This window comes from Celeribacter neptunius (assembly GCF_900113955.1).
GTDB lineage: Bacteria > Pseudomonadota > Alphaproteobacteria > Rhodobacterales > Rhodobacteraceae > Celeribacter > Celeribacter neptunius.
The window spans coordinates 641,516-667,096 of record NZ_FORH01000001.1; the positions used below are offsets into that span (position 1 = coordinate 641,516).

Annotated in this window: 27 protein-coding genes; 10 read left to right on the forward strand and 17 right to left on the reverse strand. The window is 63.1% G+C overall.

Annotated elements, in window-relative coordinates:
- Positions 1 to 61: 61 nt before the first annotated feature.
- The 4 genes from BM151_RS03175 to BM151_RS03190 all read right to left on the reverse strand — a co-directional run bounded on the left by BM151_RS03175 (position 62) and on the right by BM151_RS03190 (position 3,341).
- Positions 62 to 1,036, reverse strand: a complete 975-nt coding sequence (locus tag BM151_RS03175) for a beta-ketoacyl-ACP synthase III (protein ID WP_090057150.1) — start codon at positions 1,034 to 1,036, stop codon at positions 62 to 64.
- A gap of 21 nt (positions 1,037 to 1,057) precedes the next feature.
- Positions 1,058 to 2,209 (reverse strand): phosphate acyltransferase PlsX, encoded by a 1,152-nt coding sequence (gene plsX, locus BM151_RS03180; protein ID WP_090057154.1) that lies wholly within the window; start codon positions 2,207 to 2,209, stop codon positions 1,058 to 1,060.
- Between the two features lie 30 nt (positions 2,210 to 2,239).
- The gene (gene rpmF, locus BM151_RS03185) at positions 2,240 to 2,446 is read right to left on the reverse strand and encodes a 50S ribosomal protein L32 (protein WP_090057158.1); all 207 of its coding nucleotides are present in this window, start codon (positions 2,444 to 2,446) and stop codon (positions 2,240 to 2,242) included.
- A gap of 331 nt (positions 2,447 to 2,777) precedes the next feature.
- Positions 2,778 to 3,341: a YceD family protein gene (locus BM151_RS03190; RefSeq protein WP_090057161.1), complete on the reverse strand. Its 564-nt coding sequence runs from the start codon at positions 3,339 to 3,341 to the stop codon at positions 2,778 to 2,780.
- Positions 3,342 to 3,432: 91 nt separating this feature from the next.
- On the opposite strand from BM151_RS03190, the gene BM151_RS03195 reads away from it, so the two are divergent.
- A complete protein-coding gene (locus BM151_RS03195) occupies positions 3,433 to 3,918 on the forward strand; it encodes an outer membrane protein assembly factor BamE (protein ID WP_090057165.1) in 486 nt (161 codons plus the stop codon).
- A 221-nt stretch (positions 3,919 to 4,139) separates the two neighbouring features.
- Here the strand turns inward: BM151_RS03195 and msrB are convergent, their stop codons facing one another.
- Positions 4,140 to 4,550 carry a peptide-methionine (R)-S-oxide reductase MsrB gene (msrB, locus tag BM151_RS03200; RefSeq protein ID WP_090057169.1) on the reverse strand — a complete coding sequence of 137 codons (411 nt, stop codon included), beginning with the start codon at positions 4,548 to 4,550 and terminating at the stop codon, positions 4,140 to 4,142.
- 153 nt (positions 4,551 to 4,703) lie between these two features.
- Between msrB and BM151_RS03205 the strand changes: the two genes are divergently transcribed.
- Positions 4,704 to 5,456: a GNAT family N-acetyltransferase gene (locus tag BM151_RS03205; RefSeq protein ID WP_090057172.1), complete on the forward strand. Its 753-nt coding sequence runs from the start codon at positions 4,704 to 4,706 to the stop codon at positions 5,454 to 5,456.
- 339 nt (positions 5,457 to 5,795) lie between these two features.
- On the opposite strand, the gene BM151_RS03210 is transcribed toward BM151_RS03205, so the two are convergent.
- Both BM151_RS03210 and BM151_RS03215 read right to left on the reverse strand, forming a co-directional pair.
- Positions 5,796 to 6,287, reverse strand: a complete 492-nt coding sequence (locus BM151_RS03210) for an Hsp20/alpha crystallin family protein (RefSeq protein ID WP_090057175.1) — start codon at positions 6,285 to 6,287, stop codon at positions 5,796 to 5,798.
- A 150-nt stretch (positions 6,288 to 6,437) separates the two neighbouring features.
- Entirely contained in the window at positions 6,438 to 7,091 is a 654-nt protein-coding gene (locus BM151_RS03215; RefSeq protein ID WP_090057178.1) for a LysE family translocator, read from the reverse strand.
- Between the two features lie 203 nt (positions 7,092 to 7,294).
- Between BM151_RS03215 and BM151_RS03220 the strand changes: the two genes are divergently transcribed.
- From BM151_RS03220 to BM151_RS03255, 8 genes are all read left to right on the forward strand, one after another.
- Positions 7,295 to 7,765 (forward strand): tellurite resistance TerB family protein, encoded by a 471-nt coding sequence (locus BM151_RS03220; protein WP_090057182.1) that lies wholly within the window; start codon positions 7,295 to 7,297, stop codon positions 7,763 to 7,765.
- A 47-nt stretch (positions 7,766 to 7,812) separates the two neighbouring features.
- A complete protein-coding gene (locus tag BM151_RS03225; RefSeq protein ID WP_090057185.1) occupies positions 7,813 to 9,669 on the forward strand; it encodes an ABC-F family ATP-binding cassette domain-containing protein in 1,857 nt (618 codons plus the stop codon).
- Between the two features lie 226 nt (positions 9,670 to 9,895).
- Positions 9,896 to 10,492, forward strand: coding sequence for an outer membrane protein (locus BM151_RS03230; RefSeq protein ID WP_090057188.1), 597 nt, complete (start codon positions 9,896 to 9,898; stop codon positions 10,490 to 10,492).
- Between the two features lie 231 nt (positions 10,493 to 10,723).
- On the forward strand, positions 10,724 to 11,707 hold the full coding sequence (gene speB, locus BM151_RS03235) for an agmatinase (RefSeq protein WP_090057191.1): 984 nt from the start codon (positions 10,724 to 10,726) through the stop codon (positions 11,705 to 11,707).
- Between the two features lies 1 nt (position 11,708).
- Positions 11,709 to 12,131 carry a DUF1499 domain-containing protein gene (locus tag BM151_RS03240; protein WP_090057195.1) on the forward strand — a complete coding sequence of 141 codons (423 nt, stop codon included), beginning with the start codon at positions 11,709 to 11,711 and terminating at the stop codon, positions 12,129 to 12,131.
- Positions 12,132 to 12,199: 68 nt separating this feature from the next.
- Entirely contained in the window at positions 12,200 to 13,249 is a 1,050-nt protein-coding gene (gene prfA / locus BM151_RS03245; RefSeq protein WP_090057198.1) for a peptide chain release factor 1, read from the forward strand.
- Entirely contained in the window at positions 13,246 to 14,109 is an 864-nt protein-coding gene (gene prmC / locus BM151_RS03250) for a peptide chain release factor N(5)-glutamine methyltransferase (protein WP_090057202.1), read from the forward strand. Before prfA ends, prmC begins: the two co-directional genes overlap by 4 nt.
- Positions 14,110 to 14,531: 422 nt before the next feature.
- Entirely contained in the window at positions 14,532 to 15,164 is a 633-nt protein-coding gene (locus BM151_RS03255) for a DUF4167 domain-containing protein (RefSeq protein ID WP_090057206.1), read from the forward strand.
- 153 nt (positions 15,165 to 15,317) lie between these two features.
- Here the strand turns inward: BM151_RS03255 and BM151_RS03260 are convergent, their stop codons facing one another.
- The 10 genes from BM151_RS03260 to lptF all read right to left on the reverse strand — a co-directional run bounded on the left by BM151_RS03260 (position 15,318) and on the right by lptF (position 25,457).
- Positions 15,318 to 15,818 (reverse strand): helix-turn-helix domain-containing protein, encoded by a 501-nt coding sequence (locus BM151_RS03260; protein ID WP_090057210.1) that lies wholly within the window; start codon positions 15,816 to 15,818, stop codon positions 15,318 to 15,320.
- A gap of 63 nt (positions 15,819 to 15,881) precedes the next feature.
- Positions 15,882 to 16,463, reverse strand: a complete 582-nt coding sequence (locus BM151_RS03265) for a cytochrome b/b6 domain-containing protein (RefSeq protein ID WP_245781081.1) — start codon at positions 16,461 to 16,463, stop codon at positions 15,882 to 15,884.
- A gap of 100 nt (positions 16,464 to 16,563) precedes the next feature.
- Positions 16,564 to 16,809: a PepSY domain-containing protein gene (locus BM151_RS03270; RefSeq protein ID WP_090057214.1), complete on the reverse strand. Its 246-nt coding sequence runs from the start codon at positions 16,807 to 16,809 to the stop codon at positions 16,564 to 16,566.
- A gap of 272 nt (positions 16,810 to 17,081) precedes the next feature.
- The gene (locus tag BM151_RS03275) at positions 17,082 to 17,504 is read right to left on the reverse strand and encodes a VOC family protein (protein ID WP_090057218.1); all 423 of its coding nucleotides are present in this window, start codon (positions 17,502 to 17,504) and stop codon (positions 17,082 to 17,084) included.
- A gap of 15 nt (positions 17,505 to 17,519) precedes the next feature.
- A complete protein-coding gene (gene rsmA / locus BM151_RS03280; RefSeq protein ID WP_090057222.1) occupies positions 17,520 to 18,362 on the reverse strand; it encodes a 16S rRNA (adenine(1518)-N(6)/adenine(1519)-N(6))-dimethyltransferase RsmA in 843 nt (280 codons plus the stop codon).
- The gene (gene pdxA / locus BM151_RS03285) at positions 18,362 to 19,369 is read right to left on the reverse strand and encodes a 4-hydroxythreonine-4-phosphate dehydrogenase PdxA (RefSeq protein WP_090057225.1); all 1,008 of its coding nucleotides are present in this window, start codon (positions 19,367 to 19,369) and stop codon (positions 18,362 to 18,364) included. The genes rsmA and pdxA overlap by 1 nt, the downstream gene beginning before the upstream one ends.
- Before the next feature lie 134 nt (positions 19,370 to 19,503).
- On the reverse strand, positions 19,504 to 20,790 hold the full coding sequence (locus tag BM151_RS03290) for a peptidylprolyl isomerase (protein ID WP_090057229.1): 1,287 nt from the start codon (positions 20,788 to 20,790) through the stop codon (positions 19,504 to 19,506).
- A gap of 188 nt (positions 20,791 to 20,978) precedes the next feature.
- Complete coding sequence (locus BM151_RS03295; RefSeq protein ID WP_177213010.1) at positions 20,979 to 23,186, reverse strand: LPS-assembly protein LptD; 2,208 nt, start codon at positions 23,184 to 23,186, stop codon at positions 20,979 to 20,981.
- Positions 23,187 to 23,190: 4 nt separating this feature from the next.
- Positions 23,191 to 24,288 (reverse strand): LPS export ABC transporter permease LptG, encoded by a 1,098-nt coding sequence (lptG, locus tag BM151_RS03300; protein WP_090057236.1) that lies wholly within the window; start codon positions 24,286 to 24,288, stop codon positions 23,191 to 23,193.
- Positions 24,285 to 25,457, reverse strand: a complete 1,173-nt coding sequence (gene lptF, locus BM151_RS03305; RefSeq protein ID WP_245781082.1) for an LPS export ABC transporter permease LptF — start codon at positions 25,455 to 25,457, stop codon at positions 24,285 to 24,287. Before lptF ends, lptG begins: the two co-directional genes overlap by 4 nt.
- Between the last annotated feature and the right edge of the window lie 124 nt (positions 25,458 to 25,581).

Below are 25,581 nucleotides of genomic sequence, written 5' to 3' on the forward strand. Positions count from 1 at the left end.
TGGGGGCGATTTCTTGCTGCATCGCAGCTCGCTCTGTACGTCGGAATAGATCGTCAGGGGCTCACCAGCGAATGACCACAGCGCCCCAGGCCAGCCCGCCACCGATCGCCTCGGCGACACAAAGATCGCCCTTCTTGATCTGGCCACGATCGCGGCCGACCGACATGGCCAGGGGGATCGAGGCGGCGGAGGTGTTGCCGTGATCCTGCACGGTGACCACGACCTGATCCATCGAATGGCCGAGCTTTTTCGCGGTGCCCTCGATGATGCGGATATTGGCCTGATGCGGCACGATCCAGTCGATGTCGGAATCCTTCAGCCCGGCCTTGGTGATCGCGGCCTCGGCGGTGGAGGCGAGTTTCTGCACCGCCTGACGGAACAGCGCATTGCCCTGCATCCTCAGCTTGCCGGCGGTGCCGGTGGTGGAGACCCCGCCATCGACATAAAGCATGTCCTTGTAAGAGCCGTCGGAATTGAGATCGACGGCGAGGATGCCGCGATCTTCGGGCGTGCCGGTGCCCTCCTGGGCCTCGAGCACCAGCGCACCGGCGCCATCGCCGAACAGCACGCAGGTGGAACGGTCGGTCCAGTCCATGATGCGCGAGAAGGTCTCGGCACCGATCACCAGCACTTTCTTGCACTGGCCGGAGATGATCTGGGCGTTGGCGTTCGACAGCGCATAGATGAAGCCGGCGCAGACCGCCTGCACATCGAAGGCAAAGCCGCAGGACATGCCAAGCGCGTTCTGGATCATGGTGGCGACCGAGGGGAAGGTCAGATCCGGGGTCGAGGTGGCGACGATCACCGCGTCGATCTCGGAGGCATCGACTCCGGCATCCTTGAGTGCCGCACGCGCGGCCTCGGTGCCCATCATCGACGTGGTTTCGCCCTCGGCGGCGAAATGGCGCCGCTCGATACCGGAGCGGGTCCGGATCCATTCGTCTGTGGTGTCGAGTGTTTTTTCGAACTCGGCGTTCTCGACCACACGAGAGGGGAGATAATGTCCCACGCCCGTGACGACTGCTCGGATGGTCATGGCGGCAAGGCCTTTTCTTCTTTATGACGTTCCGTCATTTTGCGACGTGGCGACGGCGGATGCAACCCGTGCCGCCAAACGATCGGTAAAGCCGGAGGCTGCGAGCTCATAGGCCAGTTTCACCGCGGCAGAGACGCCGGTGGCGTCCGCCGAACCGTGCGATTTCACCACCGTGCCCTTGAGCCCGAGAAAGACACCGCCGTTGACCCGGCGCGGATCGATTCGTTTTTGCAGGCGTTTCAGAGAGGTCAGGGCGAGCACCGCGGCAATGCGCGACAGCGGCGTCGCCTTGAAGGCTTCCTTGAGAAGATCGCCCACCAGTTTCGCGGTGCCTTCGCCGGTCTTGAGTGCGATATTGCCGGTGAACCCGTCGGTGACGATCACATCGACCTTGTCGCCGGGAATATCGCCGCCTTCGACGAAGCCCTTGAACTCATAGCCGCCGATCTCGGTGGCCTGGGTGATCAGCTCATTGGCGTCCTTCAGCTCCTGACGGCCCTTGTGTTCCTCGGTGCCGACATTCAACAGCCCGATCCGCGGGGTTTCGAGCCGCAAGCCGTTGCGGGCGTAAGAGGCGCCCATCATCGCATATTGCAGGAGATCGCGGGCATCCGCGCGGATATCGGCGCCAACATCCAGCATGACATTGAAGCCCTGCGGGTTGCGAGAGGGCCAGAGGCAGGCAATCGCCGGGCGGTTGACGCCATCGAGCTTGCGCAGCCGGATCATCGAGGTGGCCATCAGCGCGCCGGTATTGCCGCAGGAGACACAGGCCTGGGCCTCGCCGTTCTTCACCGCATCGATGGCCGAGCGCATCGAGGTGTCGGTGCGGCGCATTGCCTGGCTGGGCTTTTCATCCATGGTGACAACGCCGGCGACGTCGCGAATCTCGACCCGGCCACGCAGCACCTTGCGGCGCGCGACCAGACGGTCGAGCTCGGAGGCCGGCCCGTGCAGGATGAAGGACAGCGCAGGGTTCTTGGCGGCAGAACGCGAAATACCGGCGACAATGGCCGCCGGTCCACGATCTCCGCCCATGGCATCGATGGAAAGCGTGATCTGAACCCCGCTGCGCGCACCCAAGCGGCCCTTGGTCCCGGCCCGTTCGCTGGTTTGATCCTGTCCCGCATTGGCGGGGGCAGTGTCAGTCGAACGGGTTTCGGACGGGCTCATGCTCATCGGAACGGCAAAAGGGGATCAGGCTTACGCAGCGTCGTCGTCGAGATCGATCTCGTCGGCCTGAGCCACGACTTCACGATCGTCATAGTGACCGCAGGCGCCACAGACGTGGTGCGGGCGCTTCAGCTCGCCGCAGTTCGGGCATTCGGCCGGGTTGCCAGCCACGAGAGCATCGTGTGCGCGGCGCATGTTCCGCTTGGAGCGGGTGATTTTATTCTGAGGGACAGCCATGTCTCAACCTCGGTATCAGAGGGCTTTGGGACCGCGAGGGACCCGAAGCCACGGGTGGGCGGGGCCGGGGCCCCTTAACTCATTCGGGCCTCATGCCCGGAAAACTTTGGCGCTTCATAGGCCTTCGCGGGCAGCGTGTAAACCATGGTTTCTGCCATGAATTATCATCTGCGCCAGAAGCAAAGGCGTTCAGGGAAGCGAGGCCGGGAACATACTCGGATTTGGCAAGCATGCAAGTGTTTTGTTCGGCCCCTGTTTTTGCAGTGTTTTCACGAGGTTTCCGCATGAATTTCACCGGATTTTCAGGGGGAACTCCCGAGGGAAAGCCGGATTACTCCCCGTCTTTCCCGAGCTTGTCGCGCAGCGCTTTCAGGCTGGCAAAGGGTTTCGTGTCCTCATCCGTCATCGCCTGTTTGCCGGATTCGGTGAATTGCGTGACGCCCAGTTCGGCGCCCTCGGCGCGCGGATAGTCCGGGGCGGCCAGCGCCAGCGCCTCTTCCGCGATACGCGACAGCGACAGCGTGGCGGGCAGCGGCTCGACCGTGTCGTCCTCGGGCATCTCGATTTCCTGTTCCGGAGTGAAGGCCTCGGTGAAATCGGCGAGATAGCTGCGCGACACCTCGGTGTCGATCCGGGTGGTCACCGGCGCCAGCGTGGCGACACAGGGTTGCACCACGGTGGCGCCCAGGCTGGCTTCGAGCCGCCAGTCGCGTTTGCCCTCGGGGATGAGCTTGCCCTCGAATTTCACTTTTCTGAGAGCGGAGAGCCCGAGGCTTGCCGCCATTTCTTCGAGATCCTCGGAACTGGGCACCAGGCGGAAGGGATGGGCATGCGCATCCGTGAGATCGCGCAATCGCAGCTCGACGCCCCAGCTGTTCAGACCGTCATGTCCCATGGTCGATGTCTCCTTGATCGTCGGGCACTGTTTCTATAAGCCGGATACGAAGCGCCGCGGCGCAAGGCAAGAGGCTAGCAAGAGGGGACATATGTCCGACCGTGTTTTCCCGCAATGGATTTCCGCAACGATTCTCGGCATGGCAAAGGCCGTTCTGGCGCTGATCCTGATGTTTTCGCTCACCGCCTGCGTCGCGCAATTCCGCAACCATGGCTATGTGCCCTCGGACGATGAGCTGGCACAGGTGATCGTCGGGGTCGACAGCAAGGACACCGTGGCCGATGTCATCGGGCAGCCGGGCACCGAGGGGATCCTGGATGAGTCCGGCTGGTATTTCGTGCGGTCGCAATTCCGCCATCTGGGGGCTCTCGAGCCGAAAGAGGTCGATCGCCAGGTGGTGGCGATTTCCTTCGACAGCCGCGGTGTGGTCTCCAATATCGAACGTTTCGGGCTGGAGCAGGGCCGCGTGGTCGTGCTGTCTCGCCGGGTGACGGATTCGGGGATCAAGGGCGTGACTTTCCTCGATCAGCTCTTTGGCAATCTGGGCAATATCTCGGCAGAGCAGTTGCTGCAGTAAGCTGCGACGGGCGCATTGCCGGGGTGGTTTGAGTCCATTGGGGACATTGGGATGTAAGGGCGTGCGCCTGACCGCCGGGACGGGTCATGCCAGAGGCATGCTTTCAGCATGACCGCACGCCCGGGCCACTTCGTGGCTGTTCCGCGCCGATGGCACTTCGTTCGAATGACGGCTAAGTCCCGCAAAACCGCCATCCGAGATGGCGCTCTTTCGTCCGGAGATTATCCGTCGACCGTGCCCTCATCCGGCAGAAACCGGATCGACACGCCGTTGATGCAGTAGCGCATGCCGGTGGTCTCGCGCGGCCCGTCGGGGAAGACATGGCCCAAATGCGCGCCGCAATCGTCGCAATGCACCTCGGTGCGCACCATGCCGAAAGACATATCGCGGGTCTCCGCCACCGGTGCGCCATCCTTGGTGCGGTCGAACGAGGGCCAGCCGCAATGCGATTCGAATTTGTCATCCTGCTTGAACAGCTCCGCGCCGCAACAGGCGCAGGTGAAAATGCCGGGCGTTTTCGGGAATCCGGGGTGGGAAAAGGCCCGCTCCGTGCCGGCCTGACGGGTGACGCGGAAGGTCTCCGGGTCCAGTTCGGCGCGCCATTCCGCCTCGGTTTTCTCGATTTTCGCCATGGTATCCTCATCCGCTTTGCTTGCGCAAAAGATAGGCGAGGCCGGGCCGAAGGCAAGCCGTCAAAAAACCGACATGTCTTGCAGCCATGTTGGGGCGACCCCATAGTCTTTAGAGGACGGTCGATCAAAGACTGGCGAATAGGAGCTCCGGCGATGTTCAAACTGTTGAAAGGCCGCTACACGGCGCGTTTTGCAGAAAGCCGCGCGGATATCGAGGCGGCACAACGTCTGCGCTATCTGGCTTTCGTGGCGGGCACCGGCGCGATGGCGCGCGAAGACGGGCTCGAGGCCGATGATTTCGACGCTTTGTGCCGCCATGTGCTCATTGAAGAGCGCAAGAGCGGCCGTCTGGTCTGCACCTACCGGTTCTTGGATCTCGAGGGCGGAGCACAGATCTCGCAAAGCTATTCGGCGCAGTTCTACGGTCTCGAGGGGCTTGCCGATTACGAGGGCCGGATGCTCGAGATGGGCCGGTTCTGTATCCACCCGGAGCTGCGCGATCCTGACGTGCTCCGCGTCGCCTGGGGGGCGATGACCCGCTATGTCGATGAGCAGGAGGTCGATCTGCTGTTCGGCTGTTCCTCCTTTCATGGCACCGAATGGCAGGAGCACGCCGATGCGCTCGCCATGCTGAAACATCGCCACCTCGGACCGAAACGGTTTTTGCCCAAGGTCAAGGCGCCGAATGTGTTCAAATATGCCGCCCGTCTGCGCCGCAAGCCGGACGCGCGCCGCGCCATGCTGAAAATGCCGCCTTTGCTCAAGACCTATCTGATGATGGGCGGCTGGGTGTCGGATCACGCGGTGGTCGACCGCGATCTCAACACCATGCATGTGTTCACCGGGGTCGAGATCAAGGCCATCCCGCCGGCGCGCAAGAAGCTGTTGCGGGCGGTGGCGGGATAACGGGCCGAAGAGCCCTTTGGGGACATTCACCTGCTTGGCGCGGAACAAGGCCGAGGGCCGCCGCGCCTGCGCCTGCCCGTCCCGGCGGGGAGGCGCATTGTCCTCCGCGCATAGACCTCAAATCATGGATGTAATCTGCGCCATAAAGTGCTCCGCTCAATTGTTTGAGCGCCACCCCACGGGCAGGCTGGTCACAGCTCAGCGACAGAGTGGCCAATGCCCCCTCCGTCCGCAGATCTGCCGTTCTCAAAGAGGCATCATCCACAATCCCCCCCCCCCGAAAAAAAGGCCCCCGAAGGGGCCTTTGGGAGGTGTTCCGAGCGGCGTTCGGGCCGCGTGTCAGGCGGCGTGTTTGACCTCGATCTTGCGGCTCAAAGTCATCGCCTCTGCCGGTTTCGGCAGGCTGACGGTGAGCACGCCGTCTTTCATTTCGGCCTTGATGCTGTCCGGGTCGACTTCGAACGGCAGGGTCATCACCCGCCGGAAGCTGCCGGAATAGCGCTCGATCCGATGATAGGCGCGCTTTTCAGCCTCGCCTTCATCGCCCTCAGAGGCCGTTTCGGTGTTTTTCTCACCTTCGATGGTCAGACGGTTGCCGCTGACCGAGACGGTGATGTCCTTTTCCGTCATCCCGGGCAGTTCCGCGGTGACGGTGATTGCGCTGTCGGTCTCACTGACGTCGCTGTTCATTGCGAATGCGCGGTCGGTGAGCGACATATCTTCGCCGAAGTCGTCGAACAGGGTTTCGATCCGGTCGCGCAGCATGGCGAAGGGTGTTTCGGCCTCTTTATGTCCGAGCCAGGACGTGGGAAGCCAGTTTCTCGATCTCATGATCAATCCTCCCGATTGCGGGGCCTGCCGGGCAAAGCCGCAACCGGCCCCAGGTTGCCGATGCGCGCTTTATATCAGGAATGAGATGGACCTGCCTTGATCTGCCGATGCGCATATTTGCACGGGATCAGCAGGCAGGCGGTGCAGAACTCAGCGTTTCTCGAGCGCCAGCCGCAGTCCCAGAGCGATCAGGATTGCACCCACGGAGCGCTCCATCCACAGCGCGAGCCGCTGACTGCGCCGCAGGCGCGCGCCGAGCCGGTCGCCCATCAGGATGAGCGGCGGTTCGATGAAGGCGGCAATGGCGATGATCAGCACCCCGTGCAGGAACAGCTGGGCCGAGATCGGCCCGGCGCCCTCGACCACGAATTGCGGCAGGAAGGCGAGAAAAAACAGCGCCACTTTCGGGTTGAGAATATTGGTCAACATGCCGGCCCGAAACACCGACCATGTGCCACGGCGGGGCAGGGGCTGAGCAATGTTGCCATCGGCCTCTGGAATGAATGCGCCGCCTTTGGAGCGCAGAGCCTCGATGCCGAGCCAGATCAGATAGGCGGCGCCGAGCCATTTCACCGCGGAAAAGGCCAGTGCCGAGGTCATCAGAATGGCCGAGAGGCCAAGCGCGGCCATCAGCACATGGACGAAGGCCCCCGACCAGATGCCGAACATGGCGACAAAGCCGGCGCGGCGCCCGCCCTTGAAGGTGTGGCCAAGGATAAAGGCGAAATCCGGTCCCGGCACGAGGTTCAATGCCAGCGCAGCGGAGAGGAAGGTGGTCCAGTGGAGGAAGGAATAATCAAACATGAGCGCAGGTTAGGGCGATGGCTTGTGCTCGGTCAACGGTGATCTGGAGCGATGGATCACTTGTGACGATCTTCTATAAGGCACCGGTCGGGGCGGTCAAAAAGGGATAGAAAGCCGCTGCCCAAGATTCTAGGTTGAGGCGAAGGACTGCCAGGGAAGAACTGCCAGAGAAGAACCGCCACGAAGGCTCACTGAGGTATAACATGTTTGAAGCACTGACCGCTTTGTTCCGCAAACCCGAAACTTACGAGACTCCTCTGCCCGAGGCGGATGCTCAGCATGCCATGGGAGCCTTGCTGGTCCGTGCGGCGAAGGCGGATCGGCTGATCCTGTTCGAGGAGCTGCAGGTGATCGACTGGATACTGGCGCAGCGATATGGGCTTGGCCCGGTGGACGCATCGAAAATGCGTGCGTCCTGTGAGAAGCTCGAAAAGGCCATGCCCGACACCGAGGAAATGAGCCGAATTTTGCGCGATGCGATCAGTTTCGAGGAGCGAGAGGCGACCTTGAGGGCGCTCTGGCAGGTGGTCTATGCCGACGGGGTCAAGCAAGACGAAGAAGACGTGTTGCTGCACCAGATCGAAGAGGTGCTGGGCATTTCTCCCGCGCGGGCAAAAGAGGTGCAATCCGAGGTCCAATCGGCGGCCGCGCCGGGGGCGGATGGCGCGCTTTGAGAGCAGCGATGCTTGACCTTCGCCGAGGCTGGCTGTAGCGGAGCATTATGGCACGCGCACCCGTATTACAGCTCACCGATATCTCTCTCACCTTTGGCGGCGATCCCGTGTTCGACGGGCTGAACCTCGTTGTTCAGGAGGGCGACCGCGTCGCCCTTGTCGGCCGCAACGGCTCTGGCAAATCGACCCTGATGAAAGTCATGGCGGGCCTCGTCGAACAGGATCGCGGCTCGCGCATCCTCGGCCCCGGCATCACGGTGGGGTATATGGAGCAGGAGCCGGATCTGTCGGGCTTTGCCACGCTGGGCGATTTCGCCGCCTCTGCGCTTGATCCGAGCGAGAGCTACAAGGTCGACATGGTCGCCGAAGGGCTGAAATTCGACCCGGAAACGCCGGTCGAGACCGCCTCGGGTGGGGAACGCCGCCGTGCCGCTCTGGCGAAGCTTCTGGCCGAGGCGCCCGGGCTGATGCTGCTGGACGAGCCGACCAACCATTTGGATATCGAGGCGATCGCCTGGCTCGAGGAAGAGCTGCGCACCACCAAGACGGCCTTTGTGCTGATCTCGCACGACCGGGCGTTCCTCAATCATCTCACCCGCGCGACGCTCTGGATCGATCGTGGTCAGGTGCGGCGACAGGAAGAGGGCTTCGAGGCCTTCGAGGCCTGGCGCGACAAGGTCTGGGAAGACGAGGACATGCAGCGCCACAAGCTCGATCGCAAGATCAAGGCGGAGGCGCGGTGGGCGGTCGAAGGCATTTCGGCCCGGCGCAAGCGCAACATGGGCCGGGTGCGGGCGCTGCAGGACCTGCGATCCGAGCGCGCCAGTCAGATCCGCCGTCAGGGCACGGCGGCGATGGATCTGGAGGTCTCGGAAAAGTCCGGCAAACGGGTGATCGAGGCGGAGCACATCGCCAAACGTTTCGAGGACAAGATCATCGTCCGCGATTTCTCGATCAAGGTGGCGCGCGGCGACCGGATCGCTTTCGTCGGCCCGAATGGCGCCGGCAAGACCACGCTTTTGAAAATGCTCACCGGCGAGATGGCGCCGGACAGCGGCACGGTGAAGCTTGGCACCAAGCTCGAAATGGCCGTCTTCGATCAGACCCGGTCCAATATTCGCGAAGACCTGACGCTCTGGGAGGCGATGACCTCGGACAAGGAGATTTCCGTTTCCGGCAAGGCCGATCAGGTCATGGTGCGTGGTACGCCGAAACATGTGGTCGGCTATCTGAAAGAGTTCCTGTTTTCCGAAGCCCAGGCTCGGGCCCCGGTTGCTGCGCTCTCGGGCGGCGAGAAAGCCCGGCTTCTGCTGGCGAAGATCATGGCAAAACCGTCGAATCTTCTGGTGCTCGACGAACCGACCAACGATCTCGACATCGAGACGCTGGATCTGTTGCAGGAGCTTCTGACCGATTTCGAGGGCACGGTGCTTTTGGTGTCGCACGACCGCGATTTCATCGACCGGGTGGCGACCCAGACCGTGGCGATGGAAGGCCGCGGCGAGGCGGTGGCCTATGCCGGCGGCTGGTCGGATTACCTGTCGCAACGCGGCGCGGCACCGAAGCAGAAACCGCATATGGCGGGGGGTGAAAAAAACAAGGCGAAAGCCACGGGGCAGGCCCAAGATCAGGCTCAGGAACAAGCCGCGGCGAGGCCGGCGGAAAAGCAAAAATCCGGGCTCTCCTTCACCGAGAAACACCGGCTCGAGGCGCTACCGGCCGAGATCGAGCGGCTGGAAGCGGAGATTGCCAAACTCGGGGAGCTTTTGTCGGATCCTGAGCTCTTCACCCGCGAGCCGGTGAAGTTCCAGAAGGCCACCGAAATGTTGAGCGAACGGCAAAGCGCCCTCGGGGCCGCAGAGGAAGAATGGCTTACGCTGGAAGAGAAGAATTCCGGCGCCTGAGGCGCGGAGGCCGACGGAATAAAGTGCGAAAGCCGATGGAATAAGCTGCTTTTTGCCGGTTCGCATTCCGGTCTCGGCGGCTTTTGTCCGAATTATGGTACTTCACGGTTTCCTCACGCGAGCGTGACCCGTACCCCTCTGTTTTCTTGCAAGATCTCCGCTATCTCTCCGGATGAGATGCCAATCAAGGCATCACCTCTGAACGAGGCAGATAAGGAGAAGAATGATGAAACGTATCGCAACACCCGTGCTGGCCCTGGCCGCCTTTGCCGTGACCGCCCCGGCCTTTGCCGGTGGCTATTCCGAACCGGCCGTCGAGCCGGCGGTCGTCAACCCCGCACCGATCGTTCCGGTGGCCGCGGGTGCCGATTGGACCGGCGGTTATGCCGGTGCGACGCTCGGCTATGGCTGGGGCGATGGTGCGCTCGATAACGCCGACGACATGACCTATGGCCTGTTCGGCGGTTACAATTACGATTTCGGCAATTTCGTCCTCGGTGGCGAACTCGAGTATCTCGGCTCCGAGCTCGAGACCGGCACCGCCAAGCTCGACGACCTGACCCGTCTGAAGCTGCGTGCCGGCTATGACATGGGCCCGGCGCTCGTCTATGGTGTGGTCGGTGCGGCCTATGCCAATGCCGATATCGGCGGCGTGTCCTATGACGACACCGGTTACACCTATGGTATCGGCGTCGATTACGCGCTGAGCGACTCGATCAACGTGGGTGCCGAATTGCTGCAGAACGAATTCGACGAATTCGACAACAGCGGTTCCGATCTCTCCGCCACGACCCTGGGCGCTCGCGTTTCGTTCAAATTCTGATCGGTCAAATTCTGATCGACACGCGCACCAGTTCGCCTCCGGCATGACCGTCGGGGGCCTCTGTCCCCCCAGAACGACCCCGGTCGTTCCTCTCCCCCCGCATCTCTGATGTGGGGGGATTGCATTTTCAAACTGCAAACCGGTGCAGCTTTTCTGCAACTCCGGATTGCCATGCAGCCTCAACCGGTTACAGTGGGCCCATCGGTACGGATGGCGGTGGAGGAGACACCCATGGCGCTCGAAGATGCGAAAACCCAGATCGATCTGGCTTTCACCGGATCGGGCCGGGGCCTGGCCTATGAGAATGCCTTTGGCGGTGCGCTTTCGGCCTTTCGCCGGCGCTATACCAAGGACCTGACCGGCGTTGATCTGGCGATCACCGGCGTGCCGTTCGATCAGGCGGTGACCAACCGCCCCGGCACCCGTCTCGGGCCGCGCGCGATCCGCGAAGCCTCGACATTGCAACCTTTCGATGCGCCCTATGGCTGGGATTACTCGCCCCTCGACGAGATGAACGTGGTGGATTACGGCGATCTGGCCTTTGACTATGCCATGGTGTCCGAATTCCCGGACAGGCTGACCGCGCATATCCGCGGGATTCTCAAAGCCGGGGCCGGCAGCCTCGTATTGGGCGGCGATCACTATATCAGCTATCCGGTGCTCAAGGCCCATACCGAGAAATACGGCCGTCTGAGCCTGATCCATTTCGATGCCCATTCGGACACATGGCAGGATGACGATCTCACCCGGATCGATCACGGCACGATGTTCTACAAGGCGGTGAAAACCGGGCTGATCGATCCGAAAACCTCGGTGCAGATCGGTATCCGCACCGACAATCCCGACACTCTGGGGGTCAATATCATCGACGCCCGCACCGTGCACGAACGCGGTGCCGCCTGGGTCGCCTCCGAGGTCAAGCGCATCGTCGGTGACCGCAATTGCTACCTGACCTTCGATATCGACTGTCTCGACCCGGCCTTCGCGCCCGGCACCGGCACGCCGGTCTGGGGCGGATTGGCCTCCTGGCAGGCCGCCGCGATCCTGCGCGATCTGGCGGGGGTCAGGCTGACCGGTGGCGATGTCGTCGAGGTTTCGCCGCCCTATGACACCAGCGGCGCCACCGCCGTGGCCGGCGCCCATGTGGCGATGGAGCTGATCTGTCTCTACGGCTGGACGCGCCGCGCCGAGGCCGGCGAAGGGGCAGGGGCCTGAGATGAAAACGGCGCTCTGGATCGCGATCGGCCTGTTTGTTCTGGCGCAGCTCTACGTCCGGCTGGCGCCCACGGAGCCGGAACGCTGGCATGTCGATCCTTTCGCCGCCCGCGATCCCGGGGCGAAAGGCGCGAAACGCGTCCTGCCCGTACCGCTCGAACCGGAAGAGGTGCTGATGCGCATCGCGGCGATTGCCGAAACCGAACCGCGCACCCGACATGTGGCGGGCTCGGTCGAAGAGGGGCGTCTGACCTATCGCACGCGCACCGCCTTCTGGGGGTTTCCCGATTTCACCACCGTCGCCGCCCGCACGGATGAGAGCGGCGCGCGGGTGGCCTTTCTGGCGCGGGCACGGTTCGGCAAATCCGATCTCGGGGTGAATGCGCGCCGGGTCACCGCCTGGATCGAGGCGGCCGGGTTCTAGTCATTGTGGCTGTGAAAGGCGATTGCGAAAGCTTGACGGCCTCGCCAAAGCCGGGCAACAGATCATCCATGATACCCGAAGACAGACTGCACCAGATCCTTCAGCGTTTTGAATTCCTTGAGGCCGCCATGTCGCAAGGCACAGGCGATATTGTCGCTTTGGGCCGCGAATATGCCGCTCTGCGGCCGGTGGTGGACCAGATCCGTGCCTATCAGGCTTTGCTCGGCGATCTTGCCGAGGCCGAGGCGATGCTTGGCGATCCGGAGATGAAAGCCCTGGCGGAAGAGGAACTGCCGGGGCTCAAAGCCCGGCTGCCCGAGGCGGAAGCGGCGCTGCAAATCGCGCTCCTGCCGAAAGACGCCGCCGATGACGGCTCCGCCATCATCGAGATCCGTCCGGGCACCGGCGGCGACGAGGCCGGGCTTTTTGCCGGCGATCTCTTGCGCATGTATCAGCGCTACGCCGAGGCCAAGGGCTGGACCTTCGAGATCCTCGATCTCTCCGAGGGCGAGCTGGGCGGGATCAAGGAAGTCACCGCTAATATCAAGGGCGAAGGGGTCTTTGCCCGGATGAAATTCGAGAGCGGTGTGCACCGGGTGCAGCGCGTGCCCGAAACCGAGAGCGGCGGGCGCATCCACACCTCCGCCGCCACCGTGGCGGTGCTGCCCGAGGCGCAGGATGTGGATATCGAGATCAACCCCAATGACATCCGCATCGACACGATGCGCAGCTCCGGCGCCGGCGGTCAGCACGTCAACACCACGGATTCGGCGGTGCGGATCACCCATATCCCTTCGGGCATCGTGGTGACCAGTTCCGAGAAATCGCAGCACCGCAACCGCGAGATTGCGATGAACGTGCTGAAAGCGCGGCTTTACGACGCAGAGCGGCAAAAGCTGCACGATGCGCGTTCGGCGGATCGCAAGTCGCAGGTCGGCTCCGGCGATCGGTCCGAACGCATCCGCACCTATAATTTCCCGCAAGGCCGGATGACCGATCACCGTATCAACCTGACGCTCTACAAGCTCGATTCCGTGATGGGCGGTGACCTGGACGAGGTGATCGATGCGCTGATCTCGGACCATCAGGCGACGCTTCTTGCGGAGATGGGCCAGTGACGGGCGGGACGGTTCAGAGCGCCCTGATCGCCGGAACCAAGCGGCTCAGCGCGGCCGGGATCGAGGGCGCGCCCCGCGATGCGCGACTGCTGATGTCCCATGTGCTGGGGCTCGACCCCGGGCGGCTCACGCTGGTGATGCCCGATGCGATCTCCGAGGCCGATGTCAGGGCTTTCGACGTCGCGATCACCCGCCGCGTGGCCCGCGAACCGGTGTCGCATATCCTGGGCTATCGTGAGTTCTACGGCCGACGGTTCAAGGTGACCGCCGATGTGCTCGACCCGCGCCCCGAGACCGAGGTCCTGATCGCCGAAGCCTTGGCGCGCCCGTTCAATTCGGTCCTGGATCTCGGCGTCGGGTCGGGGGCTATCCTCTTGACCTTGCTGGCAGAACAGGTTCTGGCCAAGGGGCTGGGCACGGATCTTTCCGAGGCCGCCCTGAGTGTCGCGCGCGAGAATGCCGAAGGCTTGGGTCTCTCTGGCCGGGCCCGGTTCCAGCAGGCGGATTGGTGGGAGGGGATCGACGGGCAGTTCGAGCTGATCGTCTCCAACCCGCCCTATATCGCCCGAGACGAGATGGGGGCACTTGCGCCGGAGCTGGGCCATGAGCCGCGCATGGCGCTGACCGATGAGGCGGACGGGCTCGACGCCTATCGCGCGATTGCCGCCAAGGCCCGGCAATTTCTCGCGCCGCGCGGAAGGCTGATTGTCGAGATCGGCCCGACCCAGGGCGCGGCGGTCTCCGATCTGTTTCTCGATCAGGGGCTCAAAGCGGTGCGGGTTCTGGCAGATTGGGACGGGCGCGACCGGGTGGTGCGGGCTCAGGCGCCGAACCCGCATCCGCGCAACGATGGCAAGTGAGCGCAGCGCAGATCTGAAAAGGTCCGAGCGCCGTTCAAGTGACGTGACACGCACCGTTTTTGCTCTCAGCGAATTGGTAATCTTTATGCGTCAGTCTCGTCTGTGGCCGAGGGAGCCGGGCGCGCAATGCGAAATTTTGCTGCGAAATCACATCGCTTTCCCTCAAGATCGTGCGATTTGGCGCAGCACATGTGCAAAAAGCCCTTGTAATGCCCGGCGCAACATGATTACTGGGAAGGGCGTCAGGCGGGAGGTTGCTCCCCGGCGCAGTTACCCTGCACAGCTTTGATGTTGAGGGCTCCCAGCACTGGGAGCGCATGGGACAGACAAGCCATATCAAGGACAAGCCGGTCCAAGAATCCGGCAGACACAGGCTCGATTTACCGAGACATAGGCGAGACATAGGCTCGAAAGAACAACATATGAGATCTTCGAAAAACCGTTCGCGGTCCAAGAACAACCGCAACCGTTCCGTTGGCAATATCGTCAACCGTGTCTTCGACAGCTCCGGCCCCGAGGGCAAGGTGCGCGGGACACCGCAACAGATCATTGAGAAATACAATCAGCTGGCCCGCGATGCGCAGCTCGGCAACGACCGTGTCGCCGCCGAGAACTTCCAGCAGCACGCCGAGCATTACCTGCGGCTTCTGGGACAGGCCCAGAAAGAACAGGAAGCGCAGCGCGAGCAGCAGGAGCGCGAACAGGCCGAGCGCCGCGAACGCCAGGAGGCGGAACGCGCCGAACGGGCCGAGCGTCAGCGCAAACGCGAAGATCAGCAGCAGAACAACGCAGCGGCGGCGGCTGGCGAAGGCGATCAGCCGGATCTGGTCTTTGTCGAGAACGAGACGCCGGCTGCGGACAACGGGCTGGTCGAGACCCCCGAGGACGCGCCGAAGCCGAAAAAGCCGCGTGCCCCGCGCAAACCGCGCAAGACCAAGGCCGAGCGTGAGGCGGAAGCCGCGGCCAAGGCAGCGGAACAGCCGGCCGAGGCGCCTGCGGCTGAAGCCTCTGCGCCCGAGGCTTCCGGTGGCGATGCCCCGGCAGAGGTCGAGTAAGACCCAACTCGGAACGCAGCCCGGGCAGGCGTCGTGACAGGAGCCAGCCCTGACGTGAATTTCAGACCCCCGGTCTCTTGCGAGGCCGGGGGTTCTGTCAGGGGGCTTTTTGATCTTTGGTCTGTATGCGGTTCGCTATGATCGCGACAGGTCTTATGCGCTGGGGCGCGCGCCGATCAGCGTGTCGATCAGCAAGGACAGCATTTCGCCGCGATTGGTGGTGCCGGATTTACGATAGATCGCATTGAGATGCGCCTTGATCGTGCCCTCGGCATTGCCGCGCAGCTGGGCGATCTCGGCGATTGACATCCCCTTGACCAGAAAGCCTGCGACATCGCGTTCGGCGGGCGACAGGCGCCAGTCGTCGAAATGGCTTTCGATCACGTCGAAGACGGCGCGCGACGCCTGATCGAGGCTCTGCTCGAGCCGCTCCTTGCGCCGGATCAGGGTCAGCATGTACCGCAGCTCGAACAGGATGGCGATGATCAGGGTGAGGGCGGCCATCGCTTCGATCAGCAGATGCGAGGTGGGCTTGCCGCCGGCCTCCTGAAAATCGGCGAAGACATCGGAGAGAAAGAAGACGATGCAAAAGGCCTGGACCGCGACGAGGGCGATCAGCGCCGCCGAGCTTTTCGTAGGAATAGGGGGGCGCATGTTGTCCTCTTGCTGCTCGCAGATCTGATCATCCCTGACCGGATCGAAAGATCCGGTGGAATGCTACTCCGGTAGGTCCTTGTAGCCTGTCACCATCGCGCGGGGAAGATTGACCTTGGTGCGATAGCTCTCAAAGATCACCGCCGCGATATGCAGGACGACCGAGACCTCGGCCCAGTCGACCGCGATCTTGTGCACCTCTTCGGGCCATTCGACGCCCCAGAACATATCCGTGGTCATCAGATAACCGGACAGCCCGATCACCGAGAGCGTCAGCAGCAGGTTGTAAATCATCAGGGCGCCGAGCGGCGTGTGCCCGACATGGATATGCACCCGGCCGGAGACCATATCGGCACCCTGTTCCAGCGCGTCCTGCGCCGAGGGCGGAAAGCTCTTGAACCGGGCGTATTGGCCACCGACGAAGCCCCAGAGCAGGCGAAAGCCGACGAGCCCGATGATCGTGTAGCCGAACACCAGGTGCAAATCGTTCTCGCCATCGACGAAAAGCGCGTTGGCGGCGAAACAGCTCACCAGCGACCAGTGAAACAGGCGCACCAGCGGGTCCCAGACCCGGGTGCGTTTCCGCGCCGGGGGCCGGACGCTTGTTACGCGGTCGTCCATCGTGCCGTTCATTGCGGTTTTCATGGCGGATCTCCTTTCTCCCTCAGACCTGCCGCGCCCGCGATGGCTTGGCGCGTGATGCGCCGGGATGAGTGCAGAGCGCGGCAGGCGGGAAGGTTATGGGTCAGTCTTGGACTTTGACGATGTTGAACTCGCCATCGAGCAGGACTTCGTATTTGCCGCCGTCTTTCTTGGCATAGGCTTCATAGAGACCGTCTTCGATCTTGATCTTGCCGACCTCGTAACCGTCTGCGGTGAGCATTTCGGTGATCTGGGCTTTGATCTCGTCATTGAGCGGCAGATCGTTCGACGCGAAAGCGGCGCCGGAGGCAGCGGTGAAAAGGGCGGTGGCGAAAAGGATAGATTTCATGTCCTGTGATCCTCGTAAGGGAATGGGTTGCGATGCCCGATCTGGCGTGAGTGCCGGGGCAACGAGGACACAGGGCATGAGCAAATCGGGTCTGACCACTCAACGGCAGTTGCAGTGGTCCGGCATTCTACAAAGGTTGATGAGGCTAAACCGCAGTCTTAGAGCGGGTTTTCGCCGGTTTGACCCGGCTCACCAAAAGCTGAATATCGGTGTTTGGCCCGGGCGCAGATTGGGCGCAGATGTTGGGGATGTGGTGAGCGGGGGAGACGATTTTACCCGTGAATCGCAAACGTGTCGGTCAGCTCATCGCGATGCACGACATGGATCTTGTTGCCCGACGGGTCGCGCAGATAGGCGCCATAGTAATCCGGCGCGTAATGTGGCCGGGGGCCCGGTGCGCCCTCATCGGTGCCGCCATGGCTGAGACCCGCGGCATGGGCCGTGTCCACAGCCGCGCGCGAGGGGGCGACGAACGCCAGCATGACACCATTGCCGGGTTTTGCCTCTGCCTTGTCGAAAGGCTTGTAGACATAGAAGCGCGGGTAGGGCGCCTCGGGCCGCACCCAGCAGCGCGCCTCCGGTCCGCCATCGGGCACGACCGCGCGCTGTGTCATGCCGATGGCGCCCAGCACCGCGTCGTAAAAAACGGCAGCCTCGTCGAGATCATCGGCGCCCAGCGTGACATGGGAAAACATCGCGGCTCTCCCTGCTCAGACCGTCGCCAATTCGCGGGCCAGCGCGCACCAGCCCTCGACCGAGATCTGTTCGGCGCGATCCGTGGGTTTGATCCCGGCGGCCAGCAGATGATCCTCGATCTCGGGGGCAATGCCCTTGAGCGAGGCGCGGAGCATCTTGCGGCGCTGGTTGAACCCGGCGGCGACGATGCGTTCGAGCACTTTGGGATCGGCCTCGAACCGCGGTGCGGGCAGCGCCTCAAAATGCACCACGGCGGAATGGATCTTCGGCGGCGGGCTGAAGGCCTCGGGCGGCAATTCCATGACGATGCGCGGCGTGGTGCGCCACTGGCTCAGGATCGCCAGACGACCGTATTTCTTGCTGCCCGGTTCGGCAACGATCCGCTCCGCCACTTCGCGCTGGAACATCAGGGTCAGCGACGACCAATAGGGCGGCCAGGCGTCCGGCGTGAGCCAGCGCACCAGAAGCTCGGTGCCGACATTATAGGGCAGGTTGGCGACGATGCGCACCGGCGGGGTGAGACGTTCGAGCGGATCGATCTCGAGCGCGTCGGCGTTGAGCACCTCGAGCTTGCCGGGATAGGTCTCGGAAATCTCGGCCAGCGCCGCCATCGCCCGGCTGTCCTTTTCGACGGCCAAGACCTTGCGCGCGCCCTCGGCCAGAAGCCCGCGGGTCAGACCGCCCGGGCCGGGGCCGACCTCCAACACGTCGCAGTGCGACAGATCGCCGGCCTGACGGGCAATTTTCGAGGTCAGATTGAGATCCAGAAGAAAGTTCTGGCCCAGAGATTTCTTCGCCACCAGCCCGTGACGCTCGATCACCTCTCTGAGCGGTGGCAGCCCGTCGACGGTGGCCATCAGCCGCGCCCTTTGCGGGCGGCGGCAATCGCCATGTCGAGCGCCATGCGCAGCGAGGCGATCAGGCTAGAGGGATCGGCCACGCCCTTGCCGGCAATGTCGAACGCCGTGCCGTGATCCGGCGAGGTGCGGATGAACGGCAGGCCGAGGGTGACATTGACGCCACCGGAGAAATCGATGGTCTTGATCGGAATGAGCGCCTGATCGTGATAGGCGCAGAGCGCGACGTCATAATTGGCGCGTGCGCGGGCATGGAACATCGTGTCCGGCGGCATCGGGCCGATGAGATCGAAACCTTCCTTCCTGAGACGTTCGATCAGGGGGATCATCCACTCAAGCTCTTCGTTGCCCATGGCACCGCCTTCACCGGCATGCGGGTTCAGCCCGGCGATGGCGATGCTCGGCCGCGACAATCCCCAATAGCGTTCGAGATCGGCGGCGGTGACGCGGATCGTGGCTTCCAAAAGCTCCGGGTTGAATTGCGCCGGCACGTCCTTGAGCGGGATATGGATGGTGACCGGCACCACCCGCAGCTCGGGACAGGCCAGCATCATCACCTCATGCTCGACGCCGCCGAGATGGGCGAGGAATTCGGTATGGCCGGGAAAGGCATAGCCGGCGCCGTCTTTCAGCACTTTCTTGTTGATCGGCGCGGTGCAGAGCCCGGAGGCCTCGCCGCTTTGCACCAGCGCGACGGCACGGCGGATCACATCGATCACGCTCTGGGCATTCTCCAGGCTGGGCTTGCCGGGCCGGACCTCTTCGGGAAAATCGTGACGCAGCACCGGCAGGGCCCAGCGGGAGACTTCCAGCGCCTCGGCCGGGCTGGAGATTTCCTCGTAGAGCGCATCCTGCGGCAGGTGGCGCGGATCGCCGATCCAGAAAAACGGGATGTCGCCGGTGAGAAGCTTTGCGGCCTTGACCGCAAGTTCGGGCCCGATCCCGGCCGGTTCACCGCAGCTGAGGGCAATCGGGGCAATCGGGGCGGAAGGATCGGTCTGGCTCATGGGATCTCGCAATGGGCAACGGGGTTATGGGAAACATGCGAACTGGGACCCGCAATCGGGCATCATGTAAAAACAACGTTACGGAAATCACATCCCGGGCCATCTGGCAATATGGCGCCGGGGAGGACCTCCGCTCAGGGGATCACGATGGTCGCATCGGCGCGCATTTCGGCCAGAAAACTGTCGGCCAGCGCAGAGAGACGCGCCGATTGCAGCTGATTGCGGATCTGATCGCGGTCGGCATCGGCCTTGGCGGCGTAAGAGCGGCCGCACATCATCAGGAAGACGAGCGTCTGGCCATCGGCACGGGTCAGCGCGGTCGAGACCTCGCCCGGGTCGAGCTTCGCCAGCTCCAGCGCCACGTCATTGGGGATCTGGCCGACCGGCAGGGTGTCGATCTGCAACACGCTTTCGGGCTCTCCCTTGGCGATGCCATAGAGATCGTCGCAGGTGTCGACCTGGGCTTCCACCTCGGCGGCGCGTTTCATCGCTGCTTCCGAGTGACCGCCGGCGATGTAATAGGCGGCATATTCGATCGCGTCCGCGGGCGGTGTCGGCGTATCGGTTTCGGCCACCGAGCGCAGCTGGAAAATGCCGATGGCATTGCCGGTGGACAAGGGCGTGGAGATCTCGCCGGGTTTCAAGCCGATGACCGCGGCGCGCAAGGGCGGCGGCAAATCCCCGATCGCGCTCCAGTCCATCCGCCCGGCCTTGTCGCGCGAGGGCGCCACGGAATATTTCGTGGCGGCGGCGGCAAAGGCGGCGACCGACGGGTTGGCGGCGATCTGTTTGGCGAGCGCTTCGGATTGCGCCGCTTCCTCGGGGGTGCGGGCCGGCAGGAACAATTCGGACAACAGCACCCTGAGCCCGCCGGAGGGACCGTTTTCCTGCAGGGCGCGGTCGATCTCGGATTCCGAGACCTGCGCCTTGGAGGCGAAGCGGCCGCGCACATAGTCGCGCCAAGTCAGCCCGACGCTCAGAAAATCGCGCACGGTCTGCGCCGAGACGCCGTTTCGCGCCATCAGGGAGAGAAATTGTTCCGGCTGGAGATTGCCGCGGCTGGCAAATTCGGCAATGCCCTGGGCAATCTGTTCATCGGTGATGGCAAATCCGATCCGGTCGGCGGCTTCCATTTTCAGCCGGTCTTCGATCAGCGCGTCGAGTGCCGCCTGACGCGAGGTCCCGCCGCCCAATGTGCTCAGAAGCTGCATCCGCTGATCGAGCTCGTAACGTGTCACCACCTTGTCGTTCACATAGGCGACCGGCGCAAACATGTTCTGGGCCGCAGCCAGGCCGGGCTGGGCCAGAAGCGGCAGGGTGAGCATCATCGCGCGCAGCGGTCTGCCCGTGATATTGGCTGTGATGGTCAAGGCCCGTGTCACCGTCGCGGCAAGAAACTTTGCTCCGAATTTGCGTGTCATGCCCACTCCTCGTTCTGCCTCTGTCAGGCCTCAATTAGGCCGGTTCCTCTCGGACCCGATTGCGATCCCCGTGCCAGCGCATGGCACGCAGAAATCCTGTTGCCCTCTTTCTAAGAGGTTTCGCGTCGCGGGCCAAGCGGATTGCGGCCCATGATCGGTTGCGATCGGCGACGCCATGCCGGCCCCGGCTACAAGCCGCATGTGCCGGCCGAAGTCTTGCCGGAACCGAAGGCGCCAAAGCCGACGGAAAAGGCAAAGCGTGTTGTCGGGTCGAGCGCCTCGGTGTCCCAGAACCGCCGGGTCAGGCTGAGCCGCAGACGGGTACATTCGTTCTGAAATTCCAGGCCCAGACCGGCACGCGTGGCTTCGTTCTCGTTGAAATCGTAGAGATAGAGCGCGCTCGCGGTCCAATTGCGTGCCAGTTTCACGGTGCCGTCGAAGCCGAATTCATTGAGCGGTGTGTCGCGATCCTCGAGCGCATTGGCGATGACGTAACTGTAGGTCGTGCCGATGCTGTAGCGGCTGCGGGCGTAATTGAGACGGGTTTCCCATTTCGTCACCTCGGCATCCGCAGCGATGAGGGCGCGGCTGTTGAAGGCGAGTCCGTTGTCGAAGCGCATGGCCGCGCCGATCAGCCAGTCGGAGCTCTGGCCGGACAATCCGGAGGCGGTGGAATATTCCGCATGATCCTCGAGATAGAGTACCCGGCCAAGGCTCAGCGCATAATCCGTGGTCTCGGAAGCATGCGAAAACCGCAGCCCGGCCGCCGCTGTCAGCCCGGTGGTCCGCCGATCGGCGCCGGGAAACCGCGCCAGCGTCAGAAGATTGCCCTCATCGAACTCGACAAGCTGGGAATCGCTGTTGGGTACCGTGCCGCCGGTGCTGTCGGACCAGCCGAGCTGCAGGATCGGCTCGAGCAGTTCTGATGCTCCCGAGGCGGTCACCCGGGTGAGCGGCCAGCTCAGTCGGGTCTCGACCGAGCCGGTGAGACGCAGCACCGTGTCGTCATAGGCGGCATAGTGTTGCTGCAGATAGCCGTCGAGCATCAAAGCGGCGGTATTATCGAGCCGCAGCCCCGGGCCGAAGATCAGATTGCCGCTCCAGCGGGTTTCGGCACCGAGACGCAGCATGTCATAGCCGACGACATCCTCGCGCGAGTCGCGATAGGCGGTCGATCCGGAGAGACCGAAACTCAGGCGCCCGGGCAGGACGGCCGGATCGAGAAAACGCTCGAAATTGAAACTGCCCAACACCAGCGGCAGCGTGTCTTCGACAGCGATATCGGCGCCACGCAGGCTGCGCGAATAGGTCAGTTCCGCATCCAGCGCCTCATCTTGGCGATAGCGCGTCAGGGTGAGTTTCGAGGGCAGGTAATCGCTATCGTAAATGCCGTAATCGGCGAGATAGGCGATGTCGGAGGCAGCGCGCAGGTCTAGGCCGAAATTCAACCCCTTCGCGATATCCCAGTTGCCCTTGGCAAAGAGATAGGCGCGTATCCCGCTGCGGGTGTCATCCGAACTGAGCGCCCCATTGAGCTGCAGGGTGCCGTTCGAGAAGGCCTGACGATAGCGCAGGTTGAGCGTCGTGGTCCTGGTGGCGATATAGGGCGAGATGGTGAGATCGCGATGATCGCCGAGGGTGACGAAATAGGGGATCTCGATCCCGGTGCCCAACGTTGAATCCGTGCGGATCTCGGGGATCAGAAAGCCGGTGGCACGTTTCAGGCTTGGGTCCGGCACACGCAGATGCGGCAACCAGAGCACCGGAATATTCGCGATACGCAAATGCGCATTGGTAAAATAGAGCTGGTGTTCCTGACTGTCGTGGATCACTTCGCGGGCGCGGATTTCCCACAAAGGCACGGGGCGGGCGGCGCAGACCTCGCAGGTCGAGGCGATGGAGTTCTGTAGCCGCAGATAACGCCCGTCGACCACATCGAGCCGGGCGGCCGCGAGCTGCAATTGCCGGGCGATGACGGCGCGGGCCGAGATCAGAAGCCCGTTTTGCAAGGCGGGGTCCAGCTCGGCAGATGAGGCGAGAAGGACGGTGTCGGACCCGGCCTCGGTCAGCCGGATCGGGCCTTCGATGCTGAGTTGACCCGTGTCCTGATTGTAGATGATCCGGCTGGCCGTGAGTTTTGTCGTGTCGCGCAGCACTTCGATATGGCCTTCGGCGATCAACTGCGTGCCGTCGAACGTCACGCTGTCGGCCAGAAGCGCCGTTGGCGGGGTGCTGGCCTCCTGAGCTGTGCTCTGGGCATGGGCCGCCGGGACGAATGGCGCCATGAGAAGCGGCGCACCGACGAGCGGCGCCATGAACAAAGCCGAGCTCAGGGCAAGGGCCCTGAGCCGTCCGGAGCGCGTGCGGCGCGCGGGAGAGGCCGGTGCTTCAGTCATTCCCCTATCCATCCTCCAAATGCAACAGAAGGGCAAGCGTGGCGAAACAGACCGCGATCGGGGGCGCCCAGGCCGCAAGCGGGATCGGCAAAAGCCCGTTTTGCCCCATGACGATGGCAAAGGAGCGCAGGAAGTAAAAGGCGAAGGCCAGGATGATCGCGGTGATCACGAGGGTCGAGGTCCGCCCCAGACGGGTGTGGCGCATGGTGAAGCCGGCGGCGATCAGCACCATGGCGACAAAGGCAAAGGGCAGGGCCAGCTCGCTTTGCAGCCACATCCGGTAACTGCGCGCCGAGAAGCCGGCGAATTCCAGCTTTTCGATATAGCCGGACATGTCCCAGATCGAAATCGCCGAAGGGGTGCCGAACCGGTCGCGGATCTCATCCACGGTGAGCGAGGTCGGCAGCGTCAGCCGGTCGTGTTCCGTGGCCGCGGCCTCCGGGTTGGCGGCGCCTTCGAGAGGCCAGCGCTTGGCCTGTGAGAGCACCCAGTCGGAGCCTTCGATCCGGGCATCCTGCGCCTCGATGCGATAGAGCGGCAGCCCGTCCGCGGTGAAGCCGATGAAGCTCACATCCTGCAACAGCGAGCCGTCGAGATTGGAACGCGAGGCGCGGATCAGCATCTGACCCGTCTGTGTCCCCTCGCGCAGCCAGAGACCTTCGTCGGAGACGGAAAATACCTGTCTCTCGCCCTTCAGAAGCAGGGTCTTCTGTTGGTCATAGGCGCGTTCGGTGGCCGCCGCGAAAGGATTGAGCACGGAGATGCAGAACAGGCCGAAGAGAAAGGCCACGCTGACCGGTGGCAGTAAAGAGCGCAGGGCCGAGCGCCCGGCGGCACGGGCCACCACCAGTTCCGAACTGCGCGCCAGTCCGAGAAACATCACCAGCGTGGCAATCATCACCACGATCGGCAGGATATCGTAAAGCCCGCGCGGCACCCGCAGCAGCGCCATGCGCAGGACCGTCATGCCGCCGGTCTCGATGCCGGAGAAGCTGCGGATCTGATCGAGGCTCTCGACCATGGCGATGAGGCCTGCAAAGATTGCCAGCACCATGAACAGGGCGCGCAGGAAGCGGCGGGCAAAATAGAGATCGAGCCTCATGATGCAGCCCCCGTGTGATCTTTCGTGTCCTCTCCGGCGCCGGTTTTCGTCTGGGCATTGCGCCGGCGGCGCAGCAGCGGCGGCCGGGTCGAATGCCACAGCAGCAGGCTGGCGAGCACGATGGCGACCAGCGACGACAGGTAACGCAGCGGCCAGAGCTGCGGGTCGCGATCGATCAGCCCTTCGAAGGAATTGTCCATCGATTTGACGACGACCAGCAGGAAAATGGCCAGAAGGATCTGGCGCCACAATCCGAAGCGCGAAAACCCGCCGATCAGCAGCGCGGCAAAGCCGACGAGGCAGATGGCGACGCCTTGCACCGCCTTGTTCATCCGCTGGGTGACCTCGGCGAGCATGCTCAGGGGCGTGATCCCGAGGTCCTGTTGCAGCACCGGATCGGCCTTGAGCAGGGTGAAACTGTCGGTGGCGCGCAGGCTGCGTCGCTGATCGGTCTGGTTGCCCAGAAGCCCCTTGAGGCTATAGGCGAAACTGTCGAACCGGGTGACCGAGAGACGGGTGTCCGCGATGTCGAAGGTCTGGGTCATGCCATCGAACATCAGGAGCATCGGCCCCTCGTCATCTTTGACGATCAGCGCGCGGCTGGCCATGAAGCTCTGGCGCTGGCCTTCGCTGCGGCTGTTGGAGAGATAGACATCCTCCAACTCGCCGGCCGGGGTGATGTTGCGGACGTAAAAGGTGATGCCCTTGACCGGATGGACGAATGTGCCCTCGGTCAGCAGCTGGGCGGTGACGTCGCGGGCAATCTCGGCCCGGCGCAGGTCGAGCTCGCGTTGCGACAGCGGCACGAGGATATGCGCGAGGATGGCCACCATCAGCCCGACAATCAGGCCGAAGACCAGAACCGGACGCGCCAGCCGATAGGGCGAATAGCCCGCCGCCTGCACCACCACCAGTTCGGATTCGGAGGCCAGCCGGTTGGTGACATAGACTGTCGCGGCAAAGGCGGCGATCGGCAGCATGTTGACCAGGATGGTCGGCAGTGAAAGCAGGGTAAGCTGCAAAAACGTCGAGGCCGATTGCCCGTCGCCCATCAGCCAGTCCAAGAGGCTCACCGCCTTGTTGACCCAGAACACCAGAGCCAGCACGAGCGAGAAGAATCCGAACAGCATCAGCAATTGCTGAAGCATGTATTTGTCGAATCTTCCCAAACCGCTGATCCTCGAAAATATCGGGTGACGCACCCTCATGGGTCTCGCGCCGGACCTTATCCTTGCTTGCGCGCGGGAGAAAGGTCCAATCTCGCACTGGTCAGCCCTGTCTTTGGCCGCTACC

Excerpts from the sequence above, each read along its gene's own strand:
- BM151_RS03175 (WP_090057150.1), bottom strand. The coding sequence starts at position 1,036 with ATGACCATCCGAGCAGTCGTCACGGGCGTGGGACATTATCTCCCCTCT.
- plsX (WP_090057154.1), bottom strand. The coding sequence starts at position 2,209 with ATGAGCCCGTCCGAAACCCGTTCGACTGACACTGCCCCCGCCAATGCG.
- rpmF (WP_090057158.1), bottom strand. The coding sequence starts at position 2,446 with ATGGCTGTCCCTCAGAATAAAATCACCCGCTCCAAGCGGAACATGCGC.
- BM151_RS03190 (WP_090057161.1), bottom strand. The coding sequence starts at position 3,341 with ATGGGACATGACGGTCTGAACAGCTGGGGCGTCGAGCTGCGATTGCGC.
- BM151_RS03195 (WP_090057165.1), top strand. The coding sequence starts at position 3,433 with ATGTCCGACCGTGTTTTCCCGCAATGGATTTCCGCAACGATTCTCGGC.
- msrB (WP_090057169.1), bottom strand. The coding sequence starts at position 4,550 with ATGGCGAAAATCGAGAAAACCGAGGCGGAATGGCGCGCCGAACTGGAC.
- BM151_RS03205 (WP_090057172.1), top strand. The coding sequence starts at position 4,704 with ATGTTCAAACTGTTGAAAGGCCGCTACACGGCGCGTTTTGCAGAAAGC.
- BM151_RS03210 (WP_090057175.1), bottom strand. The coding sequence starts at position 6,287 with ATGAGATCGAGAAACTGGCTTCCCACGTCCTGGCTCGGACATAAAGAG.
- BM151_RS03215 (WP_090057178.1), bottom strand. The coding sequence starts at position 7,091 with ATGTTTGATTATTCCTTCCTCCACTGGACCACCTTCCTCTCCGCTGCG.
- BM151_RS03220 (WP_090057182.1), top strand. The coding sequence starts at position 7,295 with ATGTTTGAAGCACTGACCGCTTTGTTCCGCAAACCCGAAACTTACGAG.
- BM151_RS03225 (WP_090057185.1), top strand. The coding sequence starts at position 7,813 with ATGGCACGCGCACCCGTATTACAGCTCACCGATATCTCTCTCACCTTT.
- BM151_RS03230 (WP_090057188.1), top strand. The coding sequence starts at position 9,896 with ATGAAACGTATCGCAACACCCGTGCTGGCCCTGGCCGCCTTTGCCGTG.
- speB (WP_090057191.1), top strand. The coding sequence starts at position 10,724 with ATGGCGCTCGAAGATGCGAAAACCCAGATCGATCTGGCTTTCACCGGA.
- BM151_RS03240 (WP_090057195.1), top strand. The coding sequence starts at position 11,709 with ATGAAAACGGCGCTCTGGATCGCGATCGGCCTGTTTGTTCTGGCGCAG.
- prfA (WP_090057198.1), top strand. The coding sequence starts at position 12,200 with ATGATACCCGAAGACAGACTGCACCAGATCCTTCAGCGTTTTGAATTC.
- BM151_RS03255 (WP_090057206.1), top strand. The coding sequence starts at position 14,532 with ATGAGATCTTCGAAAAACCGTTCGCGGTCCAAGAACAACCGCAACCGT.
- BM151_RS03260 (WP_090057210.1), bottom strand. The coding sequence starts at position 15,818 with ATGCGCCCCCCTATTCCTACGAAAAGCTCGGCGGCGCTGATCGCCCTC.
- BM151_RS03265 (WP_245781081.1), bottom strand. The coding sequence starts at position 16,463 with ATGAAAACCGCAATGAACGGCACGATGGACGACCGCGTAACAAGCGTC.
- BM151_RS03270 (WP_090057214.1), bottom strand. The coding sequence starts at position 16,809 with ATGAAATCTATCCTTTTCGCCACCGCCCTTTTCACCGCTGCCTCCGGC.
- BM151_RS03275 (WP_090057218.1), bottom strand. The coding sequence starts at position 17,504 with ATGTTTTCCCATGTCACGCTGGGCGCCGATGATCTCGACGAGGCTGCC.
- rsmA (WP_090057222.1), bottom strand. The coding sequence starts at position 18,362 with ATGGCCACCGTCGACGGGCTGCCACCGCTCAGAGAGGTGATCGAGCGT.
- pdxA (WP_090057225.1), bottom strand. The coding sequence starts at position 19,369 with ATGAGCCAGACCGATCCTTCCGCCCCGATTGCCCCGATTGCCCTCAGC.
- BM151_RS03290 (WP_090057229.1), bottom strand. The coding sequence starts at position 20,790 with ATGACACGCAAATTCGGAGCAAAGTTTCTTGCCGCGACGGTGACACGG.
- BM151_RS03295 (WP_177213010.1), bottom strand. The coding sequence starts at position 23,186 with ATGACTGAAGCACCGGCCTCTCCCGCGCGCCGCACGCGCTCCGGACGG.
- lptG (WP_090057236.1), bottom strand. The coding sequence starts at position 24,288 with ATGAGGCTCGATCTCTATTTTGCCCGCCGCTTCCTGCGCGCCCTGTTC.